Source organism: Pseudomonas sp. 57B-090624, from assembly GCF_003234055.1.
Classification (GTDB): Bacteria; Pseudomonadota; Gammaproteobacteria; order Pseudomonadales; family Pseudomonadaceae; genus Metapseudomonas; species Metapseudomonas tohonis.
Window position 1 is genome coordinate 67,989 of record NZ_QKRU01000013.1, and the last position, 25,372, is coordinate 93,360.

The following is a 25,372-nucleotide window of genomic DNA, read 5'->3' on the forward strand; positions in this document are numbered from 1 at the left end:
GTCGATTTCCTTGAGGGGCTCGTGCGTGTGCGATGGGGTGTCGGCTACTGGGGTGGGTGCTCTCACCGGCTTGGGTGGTGCAATGGGAGGGGCCGAGCTATTGGATGGAAGGGTTTGGCGGTAGTAAAAGCCTCCGCGTCCCATGTGGATGTAGTTGCCCCTGGGCCCGGTTCCAACCCGGAGGCCTTTGATGCCGGCGGAAACACCAATTCCAGACTTCGAGAGGTTGAACCTAAACGGGCCCACTCTCACTGACTTACGCACTGACAATCCCATGTTCCCTCCGGGCTTTGAAATTGCCCCCTGGCAGTGGGGGCATCCCTCGATCGTACGGTCTTCTTGCGCAGCTAACGCTGTGCCCAAGTGATCGACCAACTGCTCAGGAGAACAGCTGGTCGATCGCTCCTTGGATCCTGGTTCGGGTTGATGCCGAGACTTTGCTCAGTCCGAGCTCTCGTGCCATGGCGTAGAGCAAGCCTTCGCCGATGAGGCTTTGGTCTGCCAATGCACGTGCCAAGGCAAGGAGCTCCAAGCTGCAGATCTCATCGACTGGCCGAGTGTTATCGGCGTCTGCCGGTCGGCGATACACCACGGCTTCGCAGTTTGGTAAGCGGCTGGGCCAATAGAAGTGCCCAGCGTCCTCTTCAACCTTGCGGTGTACGCGATCGGCCACGCTGACGACACGATCACGAATGCGTGCGCCAGTACGAGTCCAGCCATGTGCCCGGGCGATTCGGCGGGCGAGCGAGGTATCGAGGACGGGGCCTTCCTCGTCGATCACATGTTTGATCATCATCGCCAGGACAGTGTCATAGCGCGCATCGAAGAATGCATCCGGATCCACGCCTTCCACGGCGCTCAGCGGGTCGCTCCCTCGGTAGTAAGGGAAGGTAGTCGAGGTGCGTGTGGCGTCTGCCTGCGTATCGGCGTAGCGCACGCTCGGTATTTCGATCGCCTCGGTCTCGGCGTCGAGTTCCTCAGACTCATCGGGCGTTTTGAGCTGGGGGCGGTCGAGAGGGAGTTCTCTAACGTTGTCGTTCAGCGAAGCTTGGTATTGCGCGGCATTCGCGACCAATTGCTCCTCGGCTTCACGGGCGGCACGTTGCTGGCGGCTTTCAACCAACAGGGCCTCAAGGTGCTCATGGGTTTTCTGTGCAGTGCCCGGGGCGTCGATCCACCAGTCGGTCGACCAGATGCGCAGAATCTCCCAGCCTAGACCTCGTAGCACTTGCTCGCGCAGCTTGTCCCGATCACGGGCTGTTGCGCTGCGGTGGTAGGTCGCCCCATCGCACTCGACGCCGGCGAGGTAGCGCCCAGGCGCATCGGGATCGACAACCGCCAGGTCGATTCGGAACGACGACACACCGACTTGGGTGACGACCTGCCAGCCCTTGCGACGAAGCGCGTTCGCAACGGCTTCCTCAAAGGGGCTGTCGTATCCGCCCAGGCTTCCGGTATCGGCTCCTGCAAGTGCGCGAGCACCGCGGTCGGCAAATTCGAGGAAGTGCTTGAGATCGCGGACGCCCAAGGCCTGTGTGCGTGCCAGGTCGATCTTTTCGGCTCGCAGGGTGCTGAAGACGCGAAGTTCATGGCGAGCCCGGGTGACGGCGACGTTGAGCCGACGCTCACCTCCCGTGCGATTGAGCGGGCCGAAGTTCATGGCAACGTTGCCTGCAGCATCGGGGCCGTAGGTGATCGAGAAGTACATAATGTCGCGCTCGTCACCCTGAACACTTTCCAGGTTTTTCACGAATACGGGTTCAAGCTCGCTCTCCGAGAAGTAGCTTTCCAACGCGGGGTCTTTTCGGCGTTCGGTGTCGAGCAGATCCTCGATCAGCTTTTGCTGTTCGCCGTTGAATGTCACGACGCCGATGGTCAGCTTGCTCTCTCTGAATCCAGGGCTGCGCAGCCGGCCGATCAGGTCAGCGACCAATGCCTTGGCTTCTGCCGGGTTGGTGCGGGCAGAGCCTTTTTCGTACACCCCGTTGACGACGTGCAGGCTGACGGCACGATCATTCGTAACAGGGGAGGGGAAGGTCACCAGCTTGGACTCGTAGTAGCGCTGGTTCGAGAACGCAATCAGGCTTTCGTGCCGACTACGGTAGTGCCAGTTCAGGTTGCGGATCGGCAGGTTGGCACTGATGCATTCATCCAAAATGCTTTCGAGGTCGGCCTCGATATCAACGTCATCCTGGGTGGATTCTGCACGATCGAAGAAGGAGGTCGGGGGAAGCTGTTTGGGGTCACCAACCATCACCACCTGCTTACCTCGAGCGATGGCGCCGATCGCATCCCATACCGGAATTTGTGAGGCTTCGTCGAAGATCACCACATCAAAGACGCTAGCGTTCGCTGCCAGGTACTGGGCGATGGAGAGCGGACTCATCAGCAAACACGGCGTCAGCTTGGTGAGGGCATCGGGGATTTTCGACATCAGCTCGCGCAGGGGAAGGTGGCGCGTTTTTTTCGTGATCTCGTGCCTAAGGACGCCCCATTCCGAGTTCTTGCTCACCGAGTCCTGTGTGGGGAGTTCGGCACACAGGCGTGCGCGAAGCAAATCACGGGTCAGCGTGGTGAAGCGGTCGTCCAGCGCACGGAAGTCTCGAATGCGCTGCTCGTGTTCGACGCTCACGAATGTGCGAATGACAGGCTCGTGATCAACGGCCGTGTTCAACCACCAACGGGCATAGTTCGTTTCGAATGCCTTGCGCACGGAGCCTTGCGGAATATGCCCTGCTTTCAGGGCATCTACCAGTGGAAGCAGGCCGAGAGCGGACGCTTCATCGCATGCTTTCTTCCAGGCGCACCAGGCGTGCAGGCCGTTGCCGGATTGGACGATTTGGTCGCACTGCACGCGCTGCTGACTCAGTTCCTGTTCTGTGAAATCGGCGGCATCCTCGGCCAAGACATGCCCGGCGTCGACGAGCTTCTGCGTATGCGCGACGTACTTATCAAGCGACTCCAGCAACTGCCCGCCGGCCTGGGCCAACTGACCCTCGGGCTCGAGCAGGGTATTGGCATCACCCAGCAAGCGCCCCAGTGCTGATTTGATCCCCTCGACATGCTCTGGTGTTTGCACAAGGGCAGAGATGGCACCGGTGAGGTGAGCGTGGAACTTGAGTACGCGGGAGACCGTGTCTTCCTTCGTATGCAGCCCCAGCCACAGACCGGAGGTCAGTTCTCGCAGGTCTGTCAGGTCGCTCAGCTCTCGTTCGATGGCTTCTCGTTGCTGGAGCATTTTCAGCTCACCCTGGAGCGACTCTCCACAGGCGCCGCTAGCGACGAGCTCATGCTCGTCCTCCAGGCGTCCTTCCTGCTGGATAGACCGTCTTGCACGTTGGAATGCCAGCGCAGCGTTGAGTGCTTTGGGTTGGGTCTGCAGACCGGCCCAAAGCGATCCTGTCGCAGGGGTGAGTGGATTGAGTGAGGAAATCTCACCCTCGAGCGCCCGGACGTCTCGCATCCGCTCCAGCGTTTCCTTCAGCGCGAGGCCCGCTTGCCCCTGACTGATGAGGTCGAAGCCGTCGTCTGACCAAGCACGGCCTTCAACGCACGCGGCGAGCGAAGCCTGCAGGCGCATGACCACCGCCAGAAGGGCTGGATCAGTGTTGTGACCCTTCCATATAGCGCTGGAGGAGGGCCCTGGATCAATGGCGTTGAGGCGGGCGCGGAGTTCGCGAATGGCGATCCAGCGTTGAAGATCTTCCGCAATGGTCGTCGGTGCCGGCGTCGATTGAGTGCTCACCACTTGTCCGCGGATTCTGCGTTGGACAAGCCAGGATTTCGGCCACATCGACTTGCCGGCTTGATCCCACTCCTGCAGCAGAGCACGGACATCCAGTGCCTCAATGGCATCGGAGTAACCAACGGACAGCGTCTGCGTGACTCGTGCAACCTCTGCAAGTGTCTCCAGGCTTTGGTTGAGCAGAATCATGCTCGCTACTGGCCAGGGTTGGGGTAGACCGGATCTGAGTTCCGCATGCCGGGCTAGCAGTCCCAGTCCGCGTTGGCACTCCTCCAGCGTACTGGATGTCCAGAATGCGGGGAGCGTCTGGTTGAGCGTGCGGTGTTGCTCGATGAGTTTCAGGCCTGCATCCATACGTTGCCCGATTGCACGGGCATCGGGACGGAGCACGAAGCTCCAGTTCTGTCCTGCGGCGGCGGGAAGGATCTTCGCCAACGCGGCCAGACCTTTGAGCGTCCTGGTATTGGCTGGCAGCGAGGGTAGGCCGGACATTTGGATGTAACGCTCACTGGCCTTTTGCACCGCATGGATGGCAGGGCCGAGCTCACGTGCCGCCTCGATCACCTGGTGCTGCCAGGTTGGAGACCAATCGTTGTTACCAATCAGATGCAGCGGGTGTTGGTTCAGTGTGCCGAAACCGACCGCCTGAGCATTGACTTCCAGGCGATCGGCGATCTCCCGCTTAGCGAGTAGATCCGCGGACTGATGCTGCGTGTGCGATGTCCACGCGAGATTAATCGGAGCGACATCCTGATTGGTGCTGACGATGCCGATGGCATCATAGATCGTGTACCCATTGGGGTAGCGCTCGTGCAGTCTCTCGGCATACTGGTTCAGCACATCACGATGCCCTTGCAGGCGTTGTGCCTCGGCCTGCCATGTGTCTGCGTCAGCAGTGCCACGGGCCTCCCAGGCGGAGTGCAGCTGGGCAAGGACTTCGGTTTTCTTCGACTTGCTCGAGTGAACCTCGAGGCAAAACTCACCCAGGCCTACCTCGCGTAGGCGCCGGTATACAACATCGAGCGCGGCGATCTTTTCGGAGACGAAAAGTACGCGTTTTTGCTGCGCAATGAACTGAGCAATCATGTTCACGATCGTCTGGCTTTTGCCGGTGCCGGGTGGCCCGATCAGAACGAAGTTGCGTCCCTGTGCTGCCGACAGCACCGCGGAGAGTTGTGACGAGTCAGAGGGAAGAGGGCAGAAGACCTGCTGAGGGCTGTATTGCGTGTCCAGCTTCCGCTCTTCCGGGAATGCCCCACCACCGCCGCCGTTGAATGCATCGCGTGGGGTATCCAGCAGATGCTTGACCACGGGGCTCTGGCGCAGCGCATCAGAGCGCTCCGAGAGGTCCTTCCACATCAGGTATTTGGCGAACGAGAACATCGACAGGACGACATCTTCGCTGACCTCCCAGCCCTTGATGTCCTTGATCGCGTGGGCAACCGTTCTCCAGATCAACGCGACATCCAGACCTGAGTCGTCTTTCGGCAGCGCGCCATCTCCGATGCCCAGACTTAGCTCAAAGTCCTGACGGAGCATTTCCTGCAGGGTTGGGTTGAAGCGTGGCTCGTCGTCGTGAATCACCAGAGTAAAGCCTGCACGAGCGCTCTTTCGCTCAAGCGTTACCGGTACCAGTATTAGCGGCGCTCGATAGCGTTGGCTTTCTCTGTCCTCACGTGTCCAGGTCAGGAAGCCCAGCGCGAGGAACAGCGTGTTGGAGCCGCCTTCCTGCAGGTTCGTGCGGGCTCCCCGATAGAGTTCGGTGAGGCGGGCATCGAGCTCAGTGACCGGCAGGCCTACGAACACTTCATTGCGCTTCAATGCATCCAAAGCATGCTGACGTCGAAGGTCTTCGCGTTCCCTTTCTTCGTGCAGGGCTTGATCGCGTGGGTCAGCACCTTCCATCAGGTCAGGACGTGTGTGCAGTTTGAGCTGCTGGCCACTGGCGAGGATGTCCTCAAGCGCCGCGGCATCGGGTGCCTCCAGGCGAACCGCTTTCTTGCCGGCCTTGAAGTTCAACAGGTTGTTGCGCAAGGACAGATCGAGCAGCTTGCGTTGCCAGCGGGCGAGGCGATCTTTGGGATCTAGTGACGCAACGTCAACTTCAACCGGGGCCTCGTCAGGCAGTTCGGGTGGCAAGTCGATGAGTAGTTCCTGGCCAGCCTGGTTCTGCTCACTACTAGCGGTACTAAGAGCAGGAGCTGCCTCTGCAGTGGCCAGTGGTTTGATCCGCTGTAGCCGGGCACGCCGGATGTCCAGGGCGAGCTCAAATTCCTGCTCCTGGCCCTCAGCCAGATGTTGGGCACCGCGCTCTATGGCATAGGACAGTGACGGGATGTTGGGTTGGGTGATCAGTGTGGTCTCAAACAGCTTCAGCTCGTTGAGCTTCATGCGTTTGCGCAGCGCGGTGATGTCATCGACGGTACTGTTGGAGAACTCCTCGGCTTTGAGCCAGAAGCCCGAGAATGCGTGGCCTCGAGTAAAGATCAGCAGCGGGTTCAGGCCTGCTTGCTCTAGCGCTGCACAGAACAGCAACGACAAGTCGAAGCACGTCGCCAGGCCACTCTCGAGGATGTGGCTTGGACTGCGCACTTTCTGGCCGAACTGCTCGAAACTAGCTGGGGGGAGGGCGTAGTCTAGTTTTAGGGACGCGACCGCGGCCCAGATCGCCGATGCAATCTCCCAGGCGTGCGCTGAGCCGCTGGAGTAACCGTTCAGCGCGGGGTTCTTGCCTTGGTCGCGCAGTAACTCCGCGGCCTTCTTCAGCAGCCGCTCAACCGCGAGGTCGTTAGGCTGGACGAAGGCCGCGGTCATGTCGGGAAGATGGGATAACCCGCCCCATTGATTGCGAGGGAGTAGCTCCAGAGTGAGTTCAAGACGGGTGACTTCTTGGCGCTCTTCGTCACTATTGCCCAGGGACGTCAGAACAAAGGTGACGGCCACGCTCTCTGCTTCAGTAAGCCGGGCAAGCAGGGCACCATCGATCTGCAGATCAAGCCCTGGTATGGGAAGGAATGTGCCAGGGCCCAGCGCGTCGATATGCCAGGTCTTGGGCTTGAAGACGAGAGGGTCGGAAAGGAGCTGAAGCTCCAGTCTGCTGTACTTCTGATCACTGTCGTTGATCAGGCGCAGCTCTCGAATCACCGGTACCGAGTTCTGGAAGTCGGCCAGGTTGAGCTTGGCGACCAGCGTCGCTTGAATGCGGACGGTCTTTATCGCCTCCGGCTCGATAGCCTCTACGATGGCGTGCGAATCCTGAGGCAGCTCGCTACCTGGCTGCTGAATAACCTCATCACTCATTTCGATCTCCTTGTCCAAACCTAGCGAAGTGGCCAGGCGGCGGAAAACTCTCGTGACGGGCCTACCCCCGGCGCGCGCTTCCCTACATCGCTTCATCCTATCTGGCTTGGACGGATGATGGCGAGTGGCCAAAGGGTTGAGTTGACGAGCTGTATCGCGTGGCAGTTTGAACTGGCTATCTACCATTCGTGAGATTCGGCTGTAAAGGCTATGCACCGACACTCCCAAGCGCTCGGCTAGTTCCGCAACATGCAGTCTGCGCCTAGTCACTTGAGAGGCATTGTTTCTCCTGGAGTCCTGGTCGGTCGGTGGTTTAGGCTCTGGCCAGGAATCTGAAGCTGGTGCGAGTGCAGTGGGATGACTGAGAGAGGGAAACGATGCCGGCAGCATTACCAGTCGGTATATGAAAGGAATCAGCCGGCACTCAGCAAGGGGCGTGCTCTTGATGAAAGCCTGCATCATTTCCTGGATCAACGGCCTGCAGGTAAAAACCTCTCTGCACTTGACCGCGCGACTGGCCTGGCTTCAGCACCGTTCTGGCATGATGCGGAGGCGGTCGCTCGCTCCGAGCTGGCAAGCCTTGCCCTCAGTCGGGTGCTGCACTTCGACAATGCAGTCAGCGCCGAGCTACTGCTGGAGCTGGCCAGTCATGCCCCGGACACGCTCAGATGGGCAATCCGCTACTCGAAGCTGTTTGAGCGTACTGCTTCGCCGCTATGGCTTGCGCTTCGTGCAGCGCTCGTGGGGGGAGAGTGGCAGGTATTCTTCGGTGTCTGTGACCGTTTGCTGGATCAGCTCAAGCCCTTTGATGAGCTGATTGGTAACGCTGAAAAACAGCTCGAGCACTTGTCCCTGCTGGAGCTGATTGCCTACCTCAGCGTGCTGGCCTATCAGGCATTTGCCGAAGATGCCCCCGATGATCGCTCCGGCCAGCAGTGGCAGGTCTACAACCGCATTATCCTGAGGAAACTCCGGGCTTGTCCTGAGCAGGACTTCCGCCTGAACGAGTCACGACTCGGGCAGTCGCTGAAGCGCCACCTGTCACCGGTCATTTTCCCTGAATCGTCCACCGCGGACGCAGCCAGGTGTCGTGAAAACCTCGAATGGCTAGCTGTTCTGATTGCGGCAACCCAAGAGCGGATCGACTACGAAGGTTCGATTGACTGGTTCTGCTTCGATCCGGAGTGCCGTTACCAGCTAAAGCCGGGCGAGTTGGTTATCTATAACCAGTCGGAGGCGGGAACAGAGCGGTGGCAGCGAACCGGGCGCAAGAGCGATCTGCTTTGGCACTACTGGATGAGCCGTGCCGTGCAGGCATTCGTCAACTCCGGCCTGGCCGAACAAATGATCGGCTCGCCGGAGAATCATGAGCTGAATCAGTTGGCCTACATCAAGGCGATGCGCAGCGAGCTGCAGTTGCAGCAGATTTACGGCCTGGGTCATCGGCGTTCTCTCAGTAATGGTACCCAGGTTCAGCTTCATCACGTGTTGCTGGCGAGCGAGCTGACCTCGGTTTTCTTTCAGAGCCAGTTCATTCAACCATTCCAAGACTACCTTCGAGAGTCGGGCGTGCTTGCCCATGCGCTTGGCCGCTTGGCCATGGATGGCATGCTGTCGGGGGAAAACAGGTTCCCCATGACTTGGTCCGAGGAGGAAGAGAAGATCCGCAGGATTAAAGGCTGGACGGTCAGCGAGGAACATCCGCGAGGCAGCGCCGATTCAGCCAAGGCCATTCTCAGATTCTGGACCAGCGACCTCAGCGCGTTATCTCAGCAACTACTGAAGCAGCAGCCAGGGATGCCTGCGCCGCGCCTATATGAGCAGCCCTTCTACAAAATCGGCCGCTACAGCTTTCAGTTCCCCTGGGTTGGCGCGCAGCAGAACAACCTGACGGCAGCCATCAATAACCTGCGGCGGGTGAATGCCCGCAGAGCCGATGTGCAAGCAGAAACTCAACGAGTGGAGCTGGCGCTGGCCGAGAGCCTTCGGCAACGAGGTTTTGCTGTTGAGGTGGGATATCGGCCGCCTGTGACAGAAGAGGATGACGCCGGCGAGGTGGATTTGATCTGCCAGCGTGATGGCGTACTGCTGCTTATGGAGGTTAAGTCGGGGTATATCCGCTCGACCACTCATGAGGTCTGGTTGCATCGCACTAATACTTTGCGTAAGGCCGCTTGGCAGCTGCGACGCAAGCGTACCGCGGTAGCAAGGGCGTTGGTGGCTGATCAAGATTTGCGCTTCAGGTTGGGCTACAGCGGCCAGTGCACTGAGACTGATCTGCGGGCTTGGATAGTCGATACTTCTATTGAGCTCGATGGGCAATCAGTCGATGGGTTCAGGGTGCTATCTCGTGAGGCACTGGAGGTAGTTCTGCGGGACGAGAAGCAACTCCTCCGGCCGGTGGATCAGTTTGATGACGAGCAAGGTCGGTGCTCATTGTTCCCTGACGGATTTACTGCTGGCCGATTCATAGCTGTTGTCGAGTCTGATGAGCTGTGGCGAGGCATCTGCTAGTGCTTGAGTAGCAATAGCTTATGCGGGGGGCGTTGGCATCGCGCATCCTAGGGGCGACCATAGCCTGCAAAGACGATGCTTTGCAGGCTATGACCTACACTCTGCCTACTTCTGGCACCTGATCCGCTTACGCTTTCGGCTGGCAGATGTAGTTGCCACTTCGCAGGAAGGTTTCATGCTTGTTCGGCGAGTAGACGCTCAGGGTGCCTTGCTCGTTAGCGGCGATGTGTTTCCAGGTGCCTTCTTCGAGCACCAGCTCCGCAAAGGATTCCCCTGTCTGGCTTACGTAGAGCGTTTCGCTGCCCCAGCGTGTCGAAAATAGGCTCATATTCTGCAAATGGGCGCAGGTACTGATGCGGATGTCCTTGGATTGAAGCTTCCACTCGTAGCCATTTTTTTCGGACGCCATAACGTGGTCCGAGTAGAAGCACAACAGCTTCAGGCCCATACGTGTGATGAGCGGTGCATCGTAGTTATCGTCTTCGCTGGCCCACGTGCAGGTTCGCCAGCCTTTTCCGGCAATAAAGTAGCTGACGAAGGAGGATGCGTTGTTCTTCTTTTTCGACGTCTTGTAGAGCCAATCGTACTTACAGAACGCGAGCAGGGTGTTTCCGTTCGGTAATGACTGGAGGCTCTCCACCACGACGCCTTCCGGAAGGCTCGGTGTGTCTTCCCAGCGCTGCCACTGATTGTCGAGATTCGCAGTGCAGAAGACGGCTATCTTGTCGTAGTTGCCGGTCTTGGTCGAATCGAAGATCAGGCCTTTTTCAATGTAGGAGTATTCCTTGCTCTCCTTGAAGCGCCAGAGCCAGAGGCCGTTGAAGTAGCAGACTTCTTCGGTGCGGGTGAATTCGTAGCCAGGTACGTCCGGGAAGTGACTCTGTTTCCAGTTTTGCGCATCGTGGGAGTAATAAAAGCCTTCGCTATAGCCCGCCACGGCGATCCACATGCCGCTCACAATATCCAATTTGCTGATGCGCGGTGAGTCTTCGGAAGCGCTGAGACGCACGGTGTGCCAGTGCTCACGGTCGAGGCTCCGATAGAGCCGGTCGTCGTTGTCAACTATTAGCCAGGTGGTGCCATCGGTCTTGATGTGCTGAATCTTCTCGGGATCACAGGGCGGGTGCTCTACCTGGCGCCACTCAATACTGAACAGATGATCATGGCCGTCCTTTTCGATAACGACCGACTGTTTGGCCAATTTTTCCTGCTGTTGCTGGTCGAGCCGTTCGGCGTGCTGTTTTTCTTTGCGTTCAACCACTGATTCGTCGAATCGACCTTCCGCGAACAGGTCGAGCTGGTTGGCAACATCGGTGCAGGCTTCGGAGAAGGAAGTCAGTGTGTCGTCCAACTGGCGTTCGAAGTGACTGAACTGGTCGTACCAATCCTCGTTCGTGGCGGAATTATCCAGCTCGAAATCGGCATAGCCGGACTCGTCCTTGAACGTAATTGAGGGCAGGCCCCATCGCGTCAGCACGCGATTACCCTGATTCAGCGTGCTTGAATGCCCAGAGATGAGTTCACTGATCTTCTTGCGCATCTCGTTAAGTGAGGAGAGGCAGGAGCTGCGGCCAATCGTATACGCCGTGCCGCCCACTTTACTGCTGACCTTGCTCAGGAACGAGTCATCCCAAGCTTCCATAAAGTACGAATAATCCGAGGCTTTCATGGTCGCCTTTGTCAGATCGAGCGAAAGATGCACAGCTTCAAAGCTGATCTTGCCCAATTGGGTACTCATATCGGCGAACGCTTTTTCGAAGCGCAACTCGCGATAGCGCACGATGTTCTTCCAGCCGTGAGTTTGCTGCTGCAACTTCTCGGCTGCAGCGAGTACGTTTTCCTCGTCCTGCTCGGTGAGCACCGCCAGCACGCGGGGGAATTGCTCCTTGAACTGCGCGGGCTTCAGCGCGTTCAGGATGCGCAGCACATGCGGCCCTTCGATGGCTTTCTGGCACAGCGTCAGCAGGTAGAACGCGTCGAGCAACCAAGTGTAGGTTTCGTCATCGCTCTTGAGCAGATCCTGCAAGATCGGAAGGTAGTCCTGCGCCTTGCGAGGATTGTCCGCCAGCGTTGCGATTTCACCCGGCACCTGCGGGCATCCGGCTTTGTGCGCCAGCAGCTCGAGAAACTCTCGGCCCTGCCTGCTCAATGCCCCTGAGTTCTCGATGCACAGGGCGAACAGCAACAGATAATTGTGTCGAGCTTCGCGGTCATCCGTGGTGTCGAAGAAGGAGTGAGCATTGATGTCCGGCAGCGACGACACCAGCGCCACCGTTTCGGCGTGGGCGTCTTCTATGGCCTCGCCGGGCAGCGCGTTCAGGCCGTGCTGATCCTTGTATATTTCCAGAGTCAGCAGGCTGCCGCCGATGATCTCCTCAATCAGGTCGCGCATCCTGTACTGGGTGTAAAGACCGGAAAACGCCTTGCCAAAGAATCTGGAAATAATTCGTTCGCGTTTTTCGTCACTATCACAGACTTCACCGTCCGAGATCATGTCGATGATGCGGTCATACTCGTCGGAGAGGTAATACAGCGAGTTGAATGCCAAGCCTGAGATGTTTTTCTGGATGAAGTAGGAGTCGGCGACATGCTCCTCGAACGACAGCTCGATGACGGCGCGATAGCGTTCGATGCTGGTGGCTTCGATTTGGTCGATCAAGTCAATGATGAAGCTCAGCAGCTCGACTTCTTCGTCGCAGTCCACGTCCAGCTTTTCCAGCGTGACGATGAGGTGGTTGATGTCTTGCGCAGTCAGCGCGACACCGGGATGGCTGCGCATGAAGTCATACGCGAGGTTGAGCACCAGTAGCGCCTTGGGCATCGACTTGAAGCGGCGCTTGTTCGCTTCGATATTCAACGACCATTGGTGAAAACTGGTGTTGTTCTCGACCCGGATCAGACGACGGTTGATCTTGTCGACCGCCTGGAAGAGGAATTCGCGGGTTTCGATGATGTATTCGTTCATCGTGCCCAGGTTGTTGCGGATCACCGCAATACTCTGGGCGTTGATCAGGTTCTGCTGTTGCAGTTGCTTGAGGTAGTGCCAGGCGAATTTCTGCATGTGCAGCGCGTCGACCTGGTTCTGCAACTGGTTCTGACGACTCTTGCCAGTGAACGCACTGGCAAACCGCTTGAAGAATCCGCTTTCGGCTTGTTGCTTCAGGCGCTCTTCGCTGCAGGTGATCAGCCGCGAGGCATCCACCGCCAGTTGCTGGGTCTGCGCGGCGTTGTTCCGGTGCTGGGCGACGAGGGCCTCAACCGCCTCCTGCTCCGAGGCATCCAGCGGCTGTTGGAAGATTTCCTGGGGTGCTGCTTCGACCGTTTCGCTCATTGAAAATACGCCTTAAAGATTATCGATCAGGTTCTTCAACTGTGTGCTTTGGGCTGCCATGGTCTTGACCTGGCCGGCGAAATGTCGCTCGGACAGATACAGCCCCTTGTGGAACTCGGCATAGAAAGACTGCGACATCTGCAGGTATTCCAGCGAGTCGTGCATGATCATGGCGTTACTCGCCACGTGTTCGGTGGCTTCCAGCGTCAGACGGAAGCTTTTCTCAATGTGATTGTCGATGGCGATGCTCATGGCCATCGTGGTGATTAGGCCGCCGATGATGCCGCCGACCAGCGCGCCGATGGGACCACCAAGAGCACCCACCGCGGCGCCCACTGAGCTGCCGACGACGGCGGCGCCGGATTGCAGCAGATTGTGACCGGCCCGGGTTTCTAGTTCTTCGCGGGTGATCTTGCCCGCCGCGAACAGCACCACGTTCTGGACCACATCCACCGCGCACACTGCCGCCGCCGCCACGCCGCTGTTGGCGAAGGTGCGCTTGAAGGCAGAGCCTGCGAACAGCGTCGGCAGGTTACGTGCCGTGATGCTGACCGTCGCCGTGGCGACACCCGCTTTCAGCGCACTGTCGCCGGCGGCGATGGCGGTGTTTTGCAAAATCAGCAAGGTTGCTTGTTCTGCCGTGATCTCGCCGTCCCGTACACGTTTGATCGACTGGAAAGTGTTGATGCTGCCCGCGATGACGGTGGTGATCACCGCCGCCGAGCCCGCCGCGCGCAGGCTCTGCTGGACAGTCGCCTTGTTCAGGTAACCGTTCTGCATGTTTTCATGCAGTTCCTTGCCGGTCTTGCTGCCACTGCCCAGGTGTTCGGCGTCCCGCTTGCTCAGCGGCGTCGACTGGGCGCCCTCGACGTCGAGATTAGCCGTAGTCTTCTCACGTACCTTTTCTGCGGCATTGGCCACCTCTGGACGGGTTTGCTGGTTGCGCAGCATGTCGCGTTTCGCGGCATCTTTGATCTGCTCGATCTGATCTGCGGGACCGATAAAGGCATCGCTGTCCCGGTACTGGTGAATGCCATCCTTAGTGGACCTGAAGGCCTTTTGGGTGGCATCGCCATTCTTGAAATATTTCAGTTGCGCGCCGAGCAACTGCTCATCGCCTTTCATCACGACGATGTCATGGGTTGTATGGTTCTTGGCGAGCGGGGTATTGGTAAAGTTATCGGTGAAGGCCCGGACGTCCTTGTCCTTGAGGATGGCGTCCAGGTTGAACGATTCGGCGTGCCAGGTCTCGGCCGCGAACCCGCCTTTGATCGCGCTGTTCTGTGCCGTTCCGGCAATCTTGTCGATGATGACGTTTGCGTGGCTGATCTCGGTCAGCATGTGGCCAATCTTTTCCGATGCCTGCGTAGGCCAGATCGGACAGAGGCTGACTGAGTTGTTCAGTGCCCTTTTACGTTCGTTGTCCATGGAGCTTCCTTCATCAACATATGGAGGTCCACCACCGCGTTATCACGCGTGAGGCGAGTAGTCAGGCCCTGAATAAAAGGTGCGCAAGTTGCCTAGCTTCTGTTGGATTTCATCGACCCAGACCTGCGGCGCGTGGACCCGGATGTTGTCGTTGAGCCCGAAGATCCACCATAGGGTGTCCCGGTCCAGCGCAACCTGGGCATGCAACCTCTTCCAGGCCTGATTGGGCAGATCGCTCAGACTCTGCACGGTGCTCAGTGGCGTCTCGCTGAGCAGGGCGGCAATCTGTGGATGTACGTCGGCGATCAGTTCGACCTGCGTTTCGGCCTGTCGATGGCTGAAAATCCCGGTGTCGATGTAGTCATCGACGTCGAATGTGGCGTGCGACTCTGCCGCTTCATCCAGCACTCGAACCTCGCGGATGCGATGCAGGGCAAACTGGCGCAGGTCGCTATATCCATCGACAGACGCCAGCAGATAGCTGACGGCGTGTCGTGACACGAGGCCTGCTGGATGTAGGCGCAGCCGCTTGAGCTCACCTTTGCTTCGGCTTTGGTATGCAACATCCAGCTGCTTGCGCTCCAGGAGGGCGGTGGAAACCTGATCCCATACCGTCGGAGCAATCACTGCGGGTAGCAGGGTTTTCCCGTAGGGAATTGCCCGAACACGCCTAGCCCAATCCGCCAGGCCATTATTGCCCAGGCTGCCAAGGAAGTTTCGGGCCCGCCGGAACTGCGGACTCAGTTGATCCAGCACCGTCTGGGGCAACAAGGTGTTCAGATGGCTTTCCGACAGGTACAAGGCAAGCGCGGTGGGAGCATCCATGTCTTCCAACTTCAGTGGTGCGTCTCGTGTGAAACTCCAGCGGAATGGGGTTTCGCTATCGTCACACTGTAAGGAGAAGGGAACAGACAGCCGGTTCAGGTCGCGCTGGATGGAGCGCAGAGTTACGGAAAAGCCTTTATCGCGGAGCTTTTCGAGAAGGGTTGGTGTTGCGATGCGCCGAGGCTCGGTGGGTATCAGTCGCAATAATGCGAATAACCTGAGCAGCGTATCTTTCGCTTGGGACATGAAGACTACCTTGTGCTGAAATGCGACTTATCGCCAACGTTCTGGCGTCAAGTCAGTGCCGACTTGAGTGGCATTGTGCCAGCTCTTGCCTGTGAAATCAGACCGGGTCCCACTCAGCGGGGCGTTATAGCTTTATGCCGGCTGTGGGAGGACTGAAGATGCTCATTCACATGGAAGGAGACTGACGAGCCTCTTTCTCACGTTTCAGTTCGTTGTATTCGCAGTACAGCTCGTACCCTTTCTTCAGCACTACAATGAGGCCGATTGCGGCAAACAGATTTTTCATTGGAAGCTCCTTTGGTGGATCCTCGATAGATTTGCTTGAAGGGGCGACAAGTTGTGTCGCTTGCTCTTGGGCAGGATCACTGCTTATTGACACTGAGGAATTGCTCCAAGCGCGTCCTGAGAATTTCCTTATGATTAGCGCCGCGACGTTCAAGCGAAGGGCTATGGCAGTTGGGGCAGGTGATGAACCAATCGCGTTCCAGTACCAGCACATCGCTCTGGGGAAAAATGGTCTTTTTCCAAGAGCAGCACGCGCAGGTGAGGGTGAAGGGAGCGGGTGGGATTGGCATAGCAGTCATCCCGTGACTATTGGATGACGCCAGACTGCCAGCAGGTCGCGACAGATCATGTCGCCTCACTTGATCTGAGTCTTGGCTGAACACAAGGCGAAGGTTGTAGTGCTGGAGTGAGGGGCTGTACCCAGCGCTTCCATGCGACTTCCCAGTCAGTATCGTGGCTTGCTCCCGGTATATGGATGCATTCGATATGAGAGGGGGAGCCGAGAGCCCTCCGGTAAAGGTCTGGCAAGCGACTTGGAATAACAGTGTCTCGCTGTCCAACTAAATGCCGCTGAGGCAACGACACGAGTTGACTACGATAGTCGAGCGGATCTAGTGAGCCGTTGAGTGGCGAGAGCCCTTTCAGTTCTGCCCAAAGCCGCGGGCTGAGGTTGCCCGCCAGCGTCTGAACCTGAGCAACATCATCCCGCTGAGCTGCCAGCAGCAGTGCCAACGCCGCACCCCCGGAATACCCCACCAGCTCGTATTCTCGATTGCCGTAGCGTTGTTTCATCTGATCCAGCGCCTGGCTGAGGCTGGTGACAACCTCCTGCGAAAAGCGCCGATCAGTCCAGAGGGCAGGTTCGCAGGTCGGTGCCATGACGAACTGACAGGGCCGCGCCAGATAGGCATTCGGCGTCGGATCGTCCACTGCCAGACGTGCCACCAACAGGTTGTGCGGACTCGGATCCAGGCTGGGTTGCGTGGCGGTGGCCCAGGCATGGCCATCGCCTTCCAGATAGACGCGCAGACGAGTGGGGGCCGTGGTGCCCTTCGGTGCCAGCATGGCGAGTGGGAACGGCTGCCCCGGCAGTATCTCCAGTTGCCGCCCATGCGCATTCGCCAACTGCTGCAACGCCTCGCGAGGCGACTGGCACCCGGCGAGAAGGGTGCCAAGCAGTACCGTGAGGGCTCGAAGAAAACTGGCCCACCTGCGTGGGCCGGAAAGGTAGAGGTTCATCAGAAGTCGTAACGGACCTTGGCGGTGAAGGTGTCGGCATTGAAGTCGGTCTTGCCGGTGTAGTCGTAGCTGACACCAACCGTGACCGCACCCAGATGGTAGTCCGCACCGACACCCGCTTCGTAGCTGTTGCGCACCGCCTTGGCACCTTGGCTCACGAAGGGCGTGCCACCCAGCACAAAGGTCGAGGTGCTTTGGGCTTCGTCCGCGGCGAAGTCATGGTAGGCCATCAGTTTGGCTTGCGGCTGCAGGTTGCCGTTACCGACCTGGAAGTCTCCGGCTACCCGCACACCAGCACCGAGTTCCGCCACTTCGTAGCGTTGGCTATCCACCTTGAGCGCTGCCGACGAGCCTTTCTCGTGGTAGCCATCGATATCGACGCGGGCGTAGCGGGCGGCCAGGCGCGGCTCGACCAAAAACTGCTCGTTCAGGTGATAGGTGTAGCCACCGACGACGTTGGCTCCCAGGACCTGACTGTCGTAGTCGCCTTTGGCCGTGGTGCTGGCGATGCGTCGCTTGCTCTCGTTGTCGTTGAGCCCATAGCTCAGGTTGGCATCGACGAAATAGTTGCCCTGTTCGAAACCGCTGTACAGGGTGAGAGCATTGCCGTCGACATCGGTGGTGTTGCCGCTGTCGCTGTTCACGCTGGTGTGCAGGAAGCTGTAGGCCACGCCCAGGGTCAACTGGTCGGTGAGCTTGCCATCGGCGCCGATGGCGATGCCGCGGCTGTAGGCGTTGAAGCCGGCCACGCCGTCACGCAGATCCTGGTTGGCATCGCTGTACAACGCCTGGGCCCAGAGGCCAGTGTTCTGCAGCACATCGCCAGAGGACGCACCGCGCAGGCTGCTGGTGCGATTGCCGGTGACGTTGCTCACCAGCGTCTGCCCACTGGTGGCCGCCTGGGTCGCACCACCGTTCACCTCGGGGGCGAGCTGCTCCGTCAGCTTCTTCAGCGCTGCCGGATCCTGCGAGGCATTCACGTAAGCCTGGAACACCGGATCGTTGGGACTGCTCTGCGCCAGTCCAGTAATCACCTGGCTGAAGGCCGCGCCTGCACGTTGGGCGTTGGCTGAACCGCCAATCTGACCGATTACCTCACCGACTTCGTCCTGGCCCTTGGTGCTGACCTTGGCCAGGATCTGGTTGTCGCCACTGCTGACGGTGTCGACGTTCAGCAGGGCCGAACGGCTGGTCACGCTGACGCCGTCATCCTGCAGGGTGCCGGCTTGGACCAAGGTGTAGGTCGTGCCCAGGGCCTTGAAGTCGCTGCCCTGGGCCGCCAGCTGGATCTGCGAGCCCTTGGCGAACTCCGCGGTACCGGATACCGCGACCACGGCCTTGCTCGGATCCGTGGCCGTGCTCAGGTTGAGTCCCAGCGAGGAGTTGCCGGCCACATCCAGGTTGCCCTGAATGGTGGTGTGCGGCTGAGCGAATTCCAAGTGTGCCGGCGTGTTACCCGCATCGCTGCCGACATCCAGCCAACCGCCGTCCTTCAGGCGGATGTTCGCGCCATCGATGCTGGCGTCGGTGCCGCTAAAGGTCACGTCGCCGTTCACTTCGATATTGGACAGGTCGATCAGGTTGCCGGTGATGCTGCCGGCATTCCACACCAGGTGCACGCCGCCACTGGCCTGGGAGGCATCGATGGCTTCGTCCTGGGAAATCAGGGTGCCGCTGTTCTGGATGACCAGGGTATTGCTGGCATTCGCGCCGTCGATGTCGAAAGCGCCCACCTCGATGGCGGCATCGTCAGCCTGGATCGTGCCGGTGTTGAGAACCTGAACCGGCGCGCTGGCAAAACTCACACCGTCGAGACGCAACGCGGTTGCATCGTCGCCGCTGGCCACGATGCTGCCATGGTTCTCGATTCCGCCCAGGTCCACTCGATCCGGGCTACCCATGTCGTCGTCATAGGTGGCGAGAACGCCCGTCGATTCGGTACCGCCGACCTGGATCAGGCCGTTGTTGATCAGCTTGCCGTCGATGGTGCCGCCCTTGAGCTGGATTCCCGTGGCCTCGTCACCATCGGCGAGGATCTTGCCGCTGGCGGCGTTGATCAGGTCGCCCTGCAATACCGACTGCCCGGCTAACTTGAGGCCGCGGATGCCGTCGCCCTCGAGCACACCGCCGGCCACCTGCAGGGTGCCTTCATTGACCAGGTTGCCATGGATGATGGCCGGATCGATGAGCAGTCCGGTGACGCCAGCGCCATTCACCGTGATGCTGCCTTTGTTCTGCAGGTTGCCGAACACCTCAGTCGGCGCGTCGATGGACGAGGGATTGTCGTCGTCACCCGCGTAAGACAGGTCGACACCATTGAGGTCATCGCCCGTGGCCTGCACCTGGGCGTTGAGCACCAGGTCGTGGTTGAAGGTGTCGCTGTAGAAGCGAAGGGGCTGGTCGCTGCCCGTGAAGGCGCCGGTCACTTCGGTGCTGTCGGTGTAGGTGTTGCCTTCGCTGTCCAGGCCGCTGTTGGTCAGCGTCAAAGCGTGTGCGGCGAGGGGCAGGGCGCTGGCGGAAATCGCCAGAGCGAGCAGTGTCTTGCGATATTTTGGAGTCATGAGTGCTTTATCCCTAAACAGTATTTGGCGATTTGTTTTTTATTTTTTGTTTTGCGGAGACCTCTTTTCGAAAATAAAAAGTTGGGTGGTGACTGCGCAGCCAAACTTGGCTGCGCAGTTGGTGGAGTGATTGGTTCGGTTTGATGAGGATCTTTCTTATTGTTTAACTGCGACGCGACAACTTGCGTCGTTCTGCCTACCAAGCAGAGCGACAGAGGTTTTTCTTGCTAGTCAGGGGTTGGAGAACCTGGGGAAGGTTCTGAGTCGGGAGCGTCACCGTCTGGCCACCGGCGCTGAGCTGCAGGGTGCGGGCCTTGCGCAGCGCGGCCCAGAAGCCTGGGAAGCTGGAGCTGCAGGCTTCGCAGTCGGTGTAGAAGGGATTGCTGAAGGTGGTGCCGTCGACGATGACGTCGAAGCCATCCTTTTCGGAGGAGTAGCGCTTGCCGGCGAGGGTGGCGTAGGCGGAGACGGGGCTTTCGTCATCGTCCGGGCAGGCGATGCTCAACTGGTTGTCGTGGCCGTCGTCGACCAGGTGTTCTTCGACGCCCTGGGTGTAGCTGGAGGTCCATTCGGAGGTGCCGGCAAAAGCTGTGTTGGTGGCCAGCCAACTGAGGAGAGAAGCCAGAAGCAGTTGCTTGTGCATGGGGACGATCCCTGTATCGAGTGAAGAAAGATCACCAATAAAGTCGAAAATCAACCTTTTGAGGTGATTCTCGACTTGTGATGTTCTTCATGTCAATGAGGTGGTGCCCAACCATTCAAGTTGAATGGGAGAGGCATCATGGTTGGTACGGATCAGAAAGCACTGGCTGAAGCGGTAGGGCGGGCGATTGCCAAGCAGCGCATGCGCTGCGGGATGACGCAGGACGAGGTGGCGGAAATCCTGGGCGTTGGGAATGAAGCGGTATCCCGCATCGAGCGCGGAATCGTCATGCCCAACATTGCTCGGCTGTTCGAGTTTGCGACGATCTTCAACTGCAACGCGATGGAACTGCTGAGCGAGGCCAGCTTGCGCCCAGATGACCAGGCCTCGCGGATCAGCGGATTGCTGAATGTCCTGGGGGAGGGCGACCGTCAGTTGGTCGTGGAGATGGTGGAGCGGTTGAGCGAGCGACTCAGTCGCGGGTGAGGGGGGGTACTTCAGCCAGCAGAATTGAGCTAGCGGCGCGGTACGGGCTCTTCGTTGTACTTCGCCCCGCAACGGAGGCAGAGGCAGTCGTACTCCATGAACTGGAAGCGGCGCACGTCGCGAATGAAATCGCCGGTGCTGTTCCAGTTTGCCGCCGCGCCGCAGATGCCATCGAGCATCAGGTTGAACGCGCGCTCCAGCGGGCTCTCGCAATGCAGGTCCGAGGTTATCGGCTGCTGCCGGGCAGGTGACTGCTGGATGCCGCGCAAGAAACCGTCCAGTGTGCCCATCAGCCTGGCCAGCGCCTTGGCGGCGTCCTTGGACAACACCACGGAAGAATTACAGATCAGGCACCGTGTGATCATGGTGAGTGCTCCTGTTAGGCGGAAAGTTGAGATGAGAAATCGGCGAGTAGGAGCCCCGACGGCTCCTGCTTATGCCGTCACGGGACTAGAAGGAAATGCGGAGCCCGATCCGTTGGAGGAGTCGGTGGAAGAGGACCAGCGCCAGCACGATGACTAGCGCCAGCGGCCAAAAGCGCAGCATGAGCACCAGCAGCGCAACGGCCACTGCACAGCTGGCCAGCACGCCGATGAACACGAACAGCAAACCAATGAAGCGCACCAGGTTCATGGCGCAATCCTCCTCGTAGATTGAGTGATGGGTGATGCCGCGGACATCAGTCCGCGGCATGTTGGGCACGAGCTTCGGCGCGGGCTTTCAGCAGCGCCGACAGGGTGGGTTTCGGTGTGGCAGGTGGTTCCACTACAGGAGCGGCCGAAGGGGGCGATTCAGGAGTCGGCTCCGGAAAGAACTCCTCGACGATGGCCCCTGTCTCCTCGTCGCTGTCCTCGAAGGCTCCGTTGGCAAAGCCCAGCCGTGCGGTGGCATCCAGCGCCACCTGGTCGAAGCCTGAGGCCTGGCGTGCCTCATCAAGTTCTCGCGCTTGTAGCAGTGCTTCCTCCATCGACAATCCACTGCGCACCGTGATGTCGACGTAGAAGATCGGCGAGCCGTGGCTTTGCCGGGTGGACTTGCCGCGCAGGCGCAGCTCCAGCGGCAGACACGCCAGGCGGTTGCCCGAGATCGCCTGCAGGTACTGCAGCCGGGCCGCCAGGGTGCGGATGCTGTTGAAGCCGGTGGTGCGGAACACGAAGCTGCCCAGCGGATCCTCATCGCCGATGGCGACGTTGAGGCGACCGTAGGGTTTGCAGGCACCGCCCTTGGCCAACGGACAGCCATCCGGCGAAGGGCAGGGCAGCGAGGCGATGCCGTCCTGGCTACGACGCTTGCAGGTTTCGCCGTTGCCGACACATAGTGGCCGCCCGGACTGCCGATCGAACAGACAGTACTCGGCACGGAAGTTCAGCTCCGGCGCGTTGAACAGCAGGCGGATCGGAATGCTGCGGATCTTGCCGCCCTGGGCCTTACGCAACTCCTCGTCCAGGGGATGGGGTAGCCAGCCATCGCGGAGCTGGACTTGCGAAGTGAGGGTGAATTGGTCGTCCTTTTCCGGCAGACGCTTGCCGTTCTTCTCGACGACCTTGCCGATGGAAATCCGCCCGAGCACCGGCGGGGTAATGGCCAAGCCTTTGAGCATGGTGGTTCTCCAGTGGATGAATAAAAAGACCACCTCGGCGCAGGGGGAGACGCCGAGGTGATCAAGGGGGGAATCGAAATCAGGTAATCAGGAAGCGCCGGCTGCCGACCTTGGTGGTGGGGTAGCGCACCAGCAGGTAGGGCTTTTCCTTGAGCAGCCGCGGTACATCGAGCACCACGCTGTCCTTGGCCTTGCGCCAGGACACCGCGCCGTTGGCGAACAGCGCCCGGCTGGCATCGCCCATGGCCTGCTGCAGCTGCTGTTTCAGTTCGGCCTCGCGCTTGCTCTGGACTTCCAAGCTGGCGCGGACGGCCTGCAGTTCATCGAAGGCGGCCGACAACAGTGGGTCCTGGGTGAAGTCCAGGGTGTGACCGTGGTCCTCCGGGTACAGGCATCGCAGGGCCTGCTCCGCCGACTCGGAACCATCCGCCGGCGGCGGCGTATCGCGTTGCACGTAGCCCCAGAAGTCGCGTTCCAGCTCGATCAACCGGGCGATGAGCTCGTCGTCGCGCTCGATGCGATGGATCTCCAGGTGCTGGCCACCGAGCAGCACGGCCACGTCAGCCGCCTGCTTACCGGTGACAGCTAGCTGGTGCATCACCTGCAACTGCACGTACACCGGCACCCCTTCCTTCCAGAGACGGGCTCCGTTGATGCCGGCGGTCTTGCATTCGAGGATCTGGACGTCGCTGGCGCCGGTCACCTCACGGTCGATGTTGGCCAGCATCCAGTCCTGCTTCGGATCCGGATGCTGTAGCACGGCATTGATCCGCCGCACTCGGTTGCCGGTACGCCGGGCGTAGTGGTTGGCGACGATGGGCTCGAGGATGTTGCCCCAGTAGGTCGGGCTTTCCTCGTCGTTGGGATCGCTCTTGGGCAGCCCGGCATCGCGGCCGGTCTTTTCCAGCCAGAGCTCCAGCTGCGACTTGTAGGGATTAAGGCCGACCGCGGCGGCAGCGTCCGAGCTGCCGATACCGTGCTTGCGTACGGCCAACCAGTCATCGCGAGACAGATCCTTGGTGCCGACCAAGCGCAGGGCAGGGCGTTGTCGCGCCCTGTTGGGCGTGGAATGAACATGAGTCATGAGGATTTTTCTCCGGACATAAAAATGCCCGGCCGGCAGAGCCGGTCGGGCATCGGGGGAATGAAGTGGGCAATGGTCGTCAGGCCATCAACGGGAGGACCGCATCCAGGCGGCGCTGCGATCACTCCCGCTTACCGGGCTACAGCGCCGGCTGTGGCGGTCGCCGACTGACGTCGCCGTGCATGATGGGCACGAACCTTCTCGCGCCAGCCGGGTGAGAGTTCCTTGGCCATGCCGAGATAGCGCAGCGGACAGCTGTAGTAGTACGGCGCCATGGACTCATCCATGGCTTTGTAGCCCCACTCGCCGCCACTGCGTTGCAGCAGGTCGCAGCGGATAAAGCGCATCGACTCGCCAGGCGCGAGGTCAGGATGGACACCGGTAGCTTTCGCCGTCACTTCGGTGACCGACCACAGCACATTGCCGCGCAAGGCATGCACAAGTACACGAACACTGGCTCGTGCGGTGTCTTCGGGGCGGATCAGATCTTGGATCAGCTCTGACCGGGTACGGGATGAGAACAGCCAGCCCATGAGAGAGGCCTCCAATTAAACACCGGAGTCCACTCCACAGGAGCGGAACCCCGGCGGGTGGAAGGGAACGCCCAACGCAGCGGTACCTGCGAGCCATTGCTGTCGTCGCAGGACCGCTTGGACAAAGAGGGATAACGGAAGGAGAGAACTGCTGTCAGGCCACCAACTGCAGGGCCGCCTCCAGGGCACGCTGCTTGATCACCGCTCCTTGGCCGAACCAGGCCGAGTCCATGCGGTACTCGTTGCTGCGCGCACGGCGCTCGTGGTCGACGTACTCGGTGACGGCATTGAGCAAGCCCCAGGCAGTGCCGTTGGCGGCTTCCAGTTGCGAGCCACGACCGCGGCCTTCGTACAGGCTTTGCACCCGACGCAGCGCACGTTCATTCGGCAAGGCATCCGGTAGCGGATTGTTGGGCTGGGCATCGCAGAGCACCTGCATGAAGTAACCCATCGCCTCATGCCACTGCACCTTGCGCTCGGCCAGGTGGCGCATGCGGTACATGAACTCGTCCCATTGCGAGACGGCAATGCCGAGTTGTTTCTTCACGGCCTGGGCATCGAAGCGCGTGCTGTGCGGCACCTTGATCGCCCGGATAGCGCCGTCGACAGCGATGGTCAGGGTGTTGTTGCACACCACCCGCACTGTGGTCGGCGTCGCCGTGGTGGCCAGGGTGCCGTCGCAGGAGGTGGCCAGCAGCAGGTAGCCGTTGACCAGGTCGTTGCCCTTCAACGAGGTGTTCTGCCCGGTGCGCGCCAGCGCCCAGAACTTGCGGCCGCCCTTGAGCACGCCGGCGGTTTCCAGTTCGTAGCCGGAGACCTGGGTGAGGTCGCGGTAGAACTCCAGCACTTCCCGCGGCTGCACTACCTGATAGCGTTGGGACACCACCGAGAGCGGCGCCTTGGTGTCGGAGCGGTAGAGCACCTTCTGCTCGGGGAAGGAGTGGATGCTGCCCAGGTGGCCGACCGCGTCGGCTTTGAAGTGGACCGGGCTTTCCTGGATCTGCCAGTCCATGCCGGCCTCACGCTGCCAGACTTCCAGCGGTTGTTTCGGAGAGAGACGGCTGCCCAGGCCATGCCAGGGGGCTTCGCCGACATAGGCCATATGTTCGATGAGATGAGCCATAGTGAGTTTCCTGTGAGCAATTGCCGGCATAAAGCGCTGCGCGAAGCGCAGCACCGGCGGAAGGGATGAGGGAGAAGGGGAGCGAAGAACGAAGCCGATCAGGTCGGCAGGTTGAAGCGATGCCCGCAGATCAGGCAGAGGTTGTTGGCGAGCACGTGGCGATCTAACTGGTCGCCGAGCTGGGCGCCGAGCGCACAACCGCCGACGCCGCCGGCCAGGCCGCCGAGAATGGCGCCGGACAGTGAGCCGAGGGTAATGCCCAACGGGCCGGCGATGGCGCCTACTGCTGCGCCGGCTTGCCCGCCAGCAAGAGCGGCGGATGCACCACGTGCTGCGCCACCGACGGTGCCGACCAGGGCGCCGATCTTCATGGCAGGATGCAGGGATGCGATCTTGGGGGAATTACAGCGAGGGCACTGCAATGACATG

16 protein-coding genes and 1 pseudogene are annotated in these 25,372 nt (G+C 59.8%); 2 read left to right on the forward strand and 15 right to left on the reverse strand.

All coding sequences use genetic code 11. The annotated features are described in order from the left end of the window. Positions 1-129: 129 nt before the first annotated feature. Together DMX10_RS33565 and DMX10_RS08655 are read right to left on the reverse strand one after the other, a co-directional pair. Positions 130-276, reverse strand: a pseudogene (locus DMX10_RS33565) (DUF4236 domain-containing protein); the annotation flags it as partial. A gap of 103 nt (positions 277-379) precedes the next feature. Continuing rightward, positions 380-7,045, reverse strand: coding sequence for a DUF3320 domain-containing protein (locus DMX10_RS08655; protein ID WP_031652485.1), 6,666 nt, complete (start codon positions 7,043-7,045; stop codon positions 380-382). Between the two features lie 357 nt (positions 7,046-7,402). Here DMX10_RS08655 and DMX10_RS08660 point away from each other — a divergent pair, with 357 nt between their 5' ends. Beyond that, positions 7,403-9,559 (forward strand): hypothetical protein, encoded by a 2,157-nt coding sequence (locus DMX10_RS08660; RefSeq protein ID WP_023082727.1) that lies wholly within the window; start codon positions 7,403-7,405, stop codon positions 9,557-9,559. A 127-nt stretch (positions 9,560-9,686) separates the two neighbouring features. On the opposite strand, the gene DMX10_RS08665 is transcribed toward DMX10_RS08660, so the two are convergent. The 6 genes from DMX10_RS08665 to DMX10_RS08695 form a co-directional block, all read right to left on the reverse strand. Beyond that, complete coding sequence (locus tag DMX10_RS08665) at positions 9,687-12,890, reverse strand: hypothetical protein (protein ID WP_023082726.1); 3,204 nt, start codon at positions 12,888-12,890, stop codon at positions 9,687-9,689. A 12-nt stretch (positions 12,891-12,902) separates the two neighbouring features. Beyond that, positions 12,903-14,318, reverse strand: coding sequence for a hypothetical protein (locus DMX10_RS08670; protein WP_023082725.1), 1,416 nt, complete (start codon positions 14,316-14,318; stop codon positions 12,903-12,905). A 42-nt stretch (positions 14,319-14,360) separates the two neighbouring features. Beyond that, complete coding sequence (locus tag DMX10_RS08675; RefSeq protein WP_003150515.1) at positions 14,361-15,389, reverse strand: YafY family protein; 1,029 nt, start codon at positions 15,387-15,389, stop codon at positions 14,361-14,363. A 630-nt stretch (positions 15,390-16,019) separates the two neighbouring features. Beyond that, complete coding sequence (locus DMX10_RS08685; protein WP_111260718.1) at positions 16,020-16,913, reverse strand: alpha/beta hydrolase; 894 nt, start codon at positions 16,911-16,913, stop codon at positions 16,020-16,022. Further along, positions 16,913-19,474, reverse strand: a complete 2,562-nt coding sequence (locus DMX10_RS08690; RefSeq protein WP_003150511.1) for an autotransporter outer membrane beta-barrel domain-containing protein — start codon at positions 19,472-19,474, stop codon at positions 16,913-16,915. The genes DMX10_RS08685 and DMX10_RS08690 overlap by 1 nt, the downstream gene beginning before the upstream one ends. Positions 19,475-19,670: 196 nt before the next feature. Then, complete coding sequence (locus tag DMX10_RS08695; protein WP_003150509.1) at positions 19,671-20,117, reverse strand: hypothetical protein; 447 nt, start codon at positions 20,115-20,117, stop codon at positions 19,671-19,673. Between the two features lie 138 nt (positions 20,118-20,255). On the opposite strand from DMX10_RS08695, the gene DMX10_RS08700 reads away from it, so the two are divergent. After that, positions 20,256-20,603, forward strand: a complete 348-nt coding sequence (locus DMX10_RS08700; protein WP_003150507.1) for a helix-turn-helix domain-containing protein — start codon at positions 20,256-20,258, stop codon at positions 20,601-20,603. Positions 20,604-20,632: 29 nt separating this feature from the next. Here DMX10_RS08700 and DMX10_RS08705 read toward each other — a convergent pair whose 3' ends face one another. The 7 genes from DMX10_RS08705 to DMX10_RS08735 all read right to left on the reverse strand — a co-directional run bounded on the left by DMX10_RS08705 (position 20,633) and on the right by DMX10_RS08735 (position 25,314). After that, positions 20,633-20,968: a hypothetical protein gene (locus DMX10_RS08705; protein ID WP_003150505.1), complete on the reverse strand. Its 336-nt coding sequence runs from the start codon at positions 20,966-20,968 to the stop codon at positions 20,633-20,635. Between the two features lie 85 nt (positions 20,969-21,053). Further along, positions 21,054-21,236: a hypothetical protein gene (locus DMX10_RS08710; protein ID WP_003150502.1), complete on the reverse strand. Its 183-nt coding sequence runs from the start codon at positions 21,234-21,236 to the stop codon at positions 21,054-21,056. 46 nt (positions 21,237-21,282) lie between these two features. After that, positions 21,283-22,203 carry a hypothetical protein gene (locus DMX10_RS08715; protein WP_003150500.1) on the reverse strand — a complete coding sequence of 307 codons (921 nt, stop codon included), beginning with the start codon at positions 22,201-22,203 and terminating at the stop codon, positions 21,283-21,285. 79 nt (positions 22,204-22,282) lie between these two features. Beyond that, positions 22,283-23,287 (reverse strand): YqaJ viral recombinase family protein, encoded by a 1,005-nt coding sequence (locus tag DMX10_RS08720; protein WP_003150498.1) that lies wholly within the window; start codon positions 23,285-23,287, stop codon positions 22,283-22,285. A gap of 131 nt (positions 23,288-23,418) precedes the next feature. Then, positions 23,419-23,820 carry a hypothetical protein gene (locus DMX10_RS08725; protein ID WP_023082719.1) on the reverse strand — a complete coding sequence of 134 codons (402 nt, stop codon included), beginning with the start codon at positions 23,818-23,820 and terminating at the stop codon, positions 23,419-23,421. A 154-nt stretch (positions 23,821-23,974) separates the two neighbouring features. Beyond that, positions 23,975-24,943, reverse strand: a complete 969-nt coding sequence (locus DMX10_RS08730) for a DUF932 domain-containing protein (protein WP_031652488.1) — start codon at positions 24,941-24,943, stop codon at positions 23,975-23,977. 98 nt (positions 24,944-25,041) lie between these two features. Beyond that, complete coding sequence (locus tag DMX10_RS08735) at positions 25,042-25,314, reverse strand: hypothetical protein (protein WP_003150493.1); 273 nt, start codon at positions 25,312-25,314, stop codon at positions 25,042-25,044. Positions 25,315-25,372: the final 58 nt, after the last annotated feature.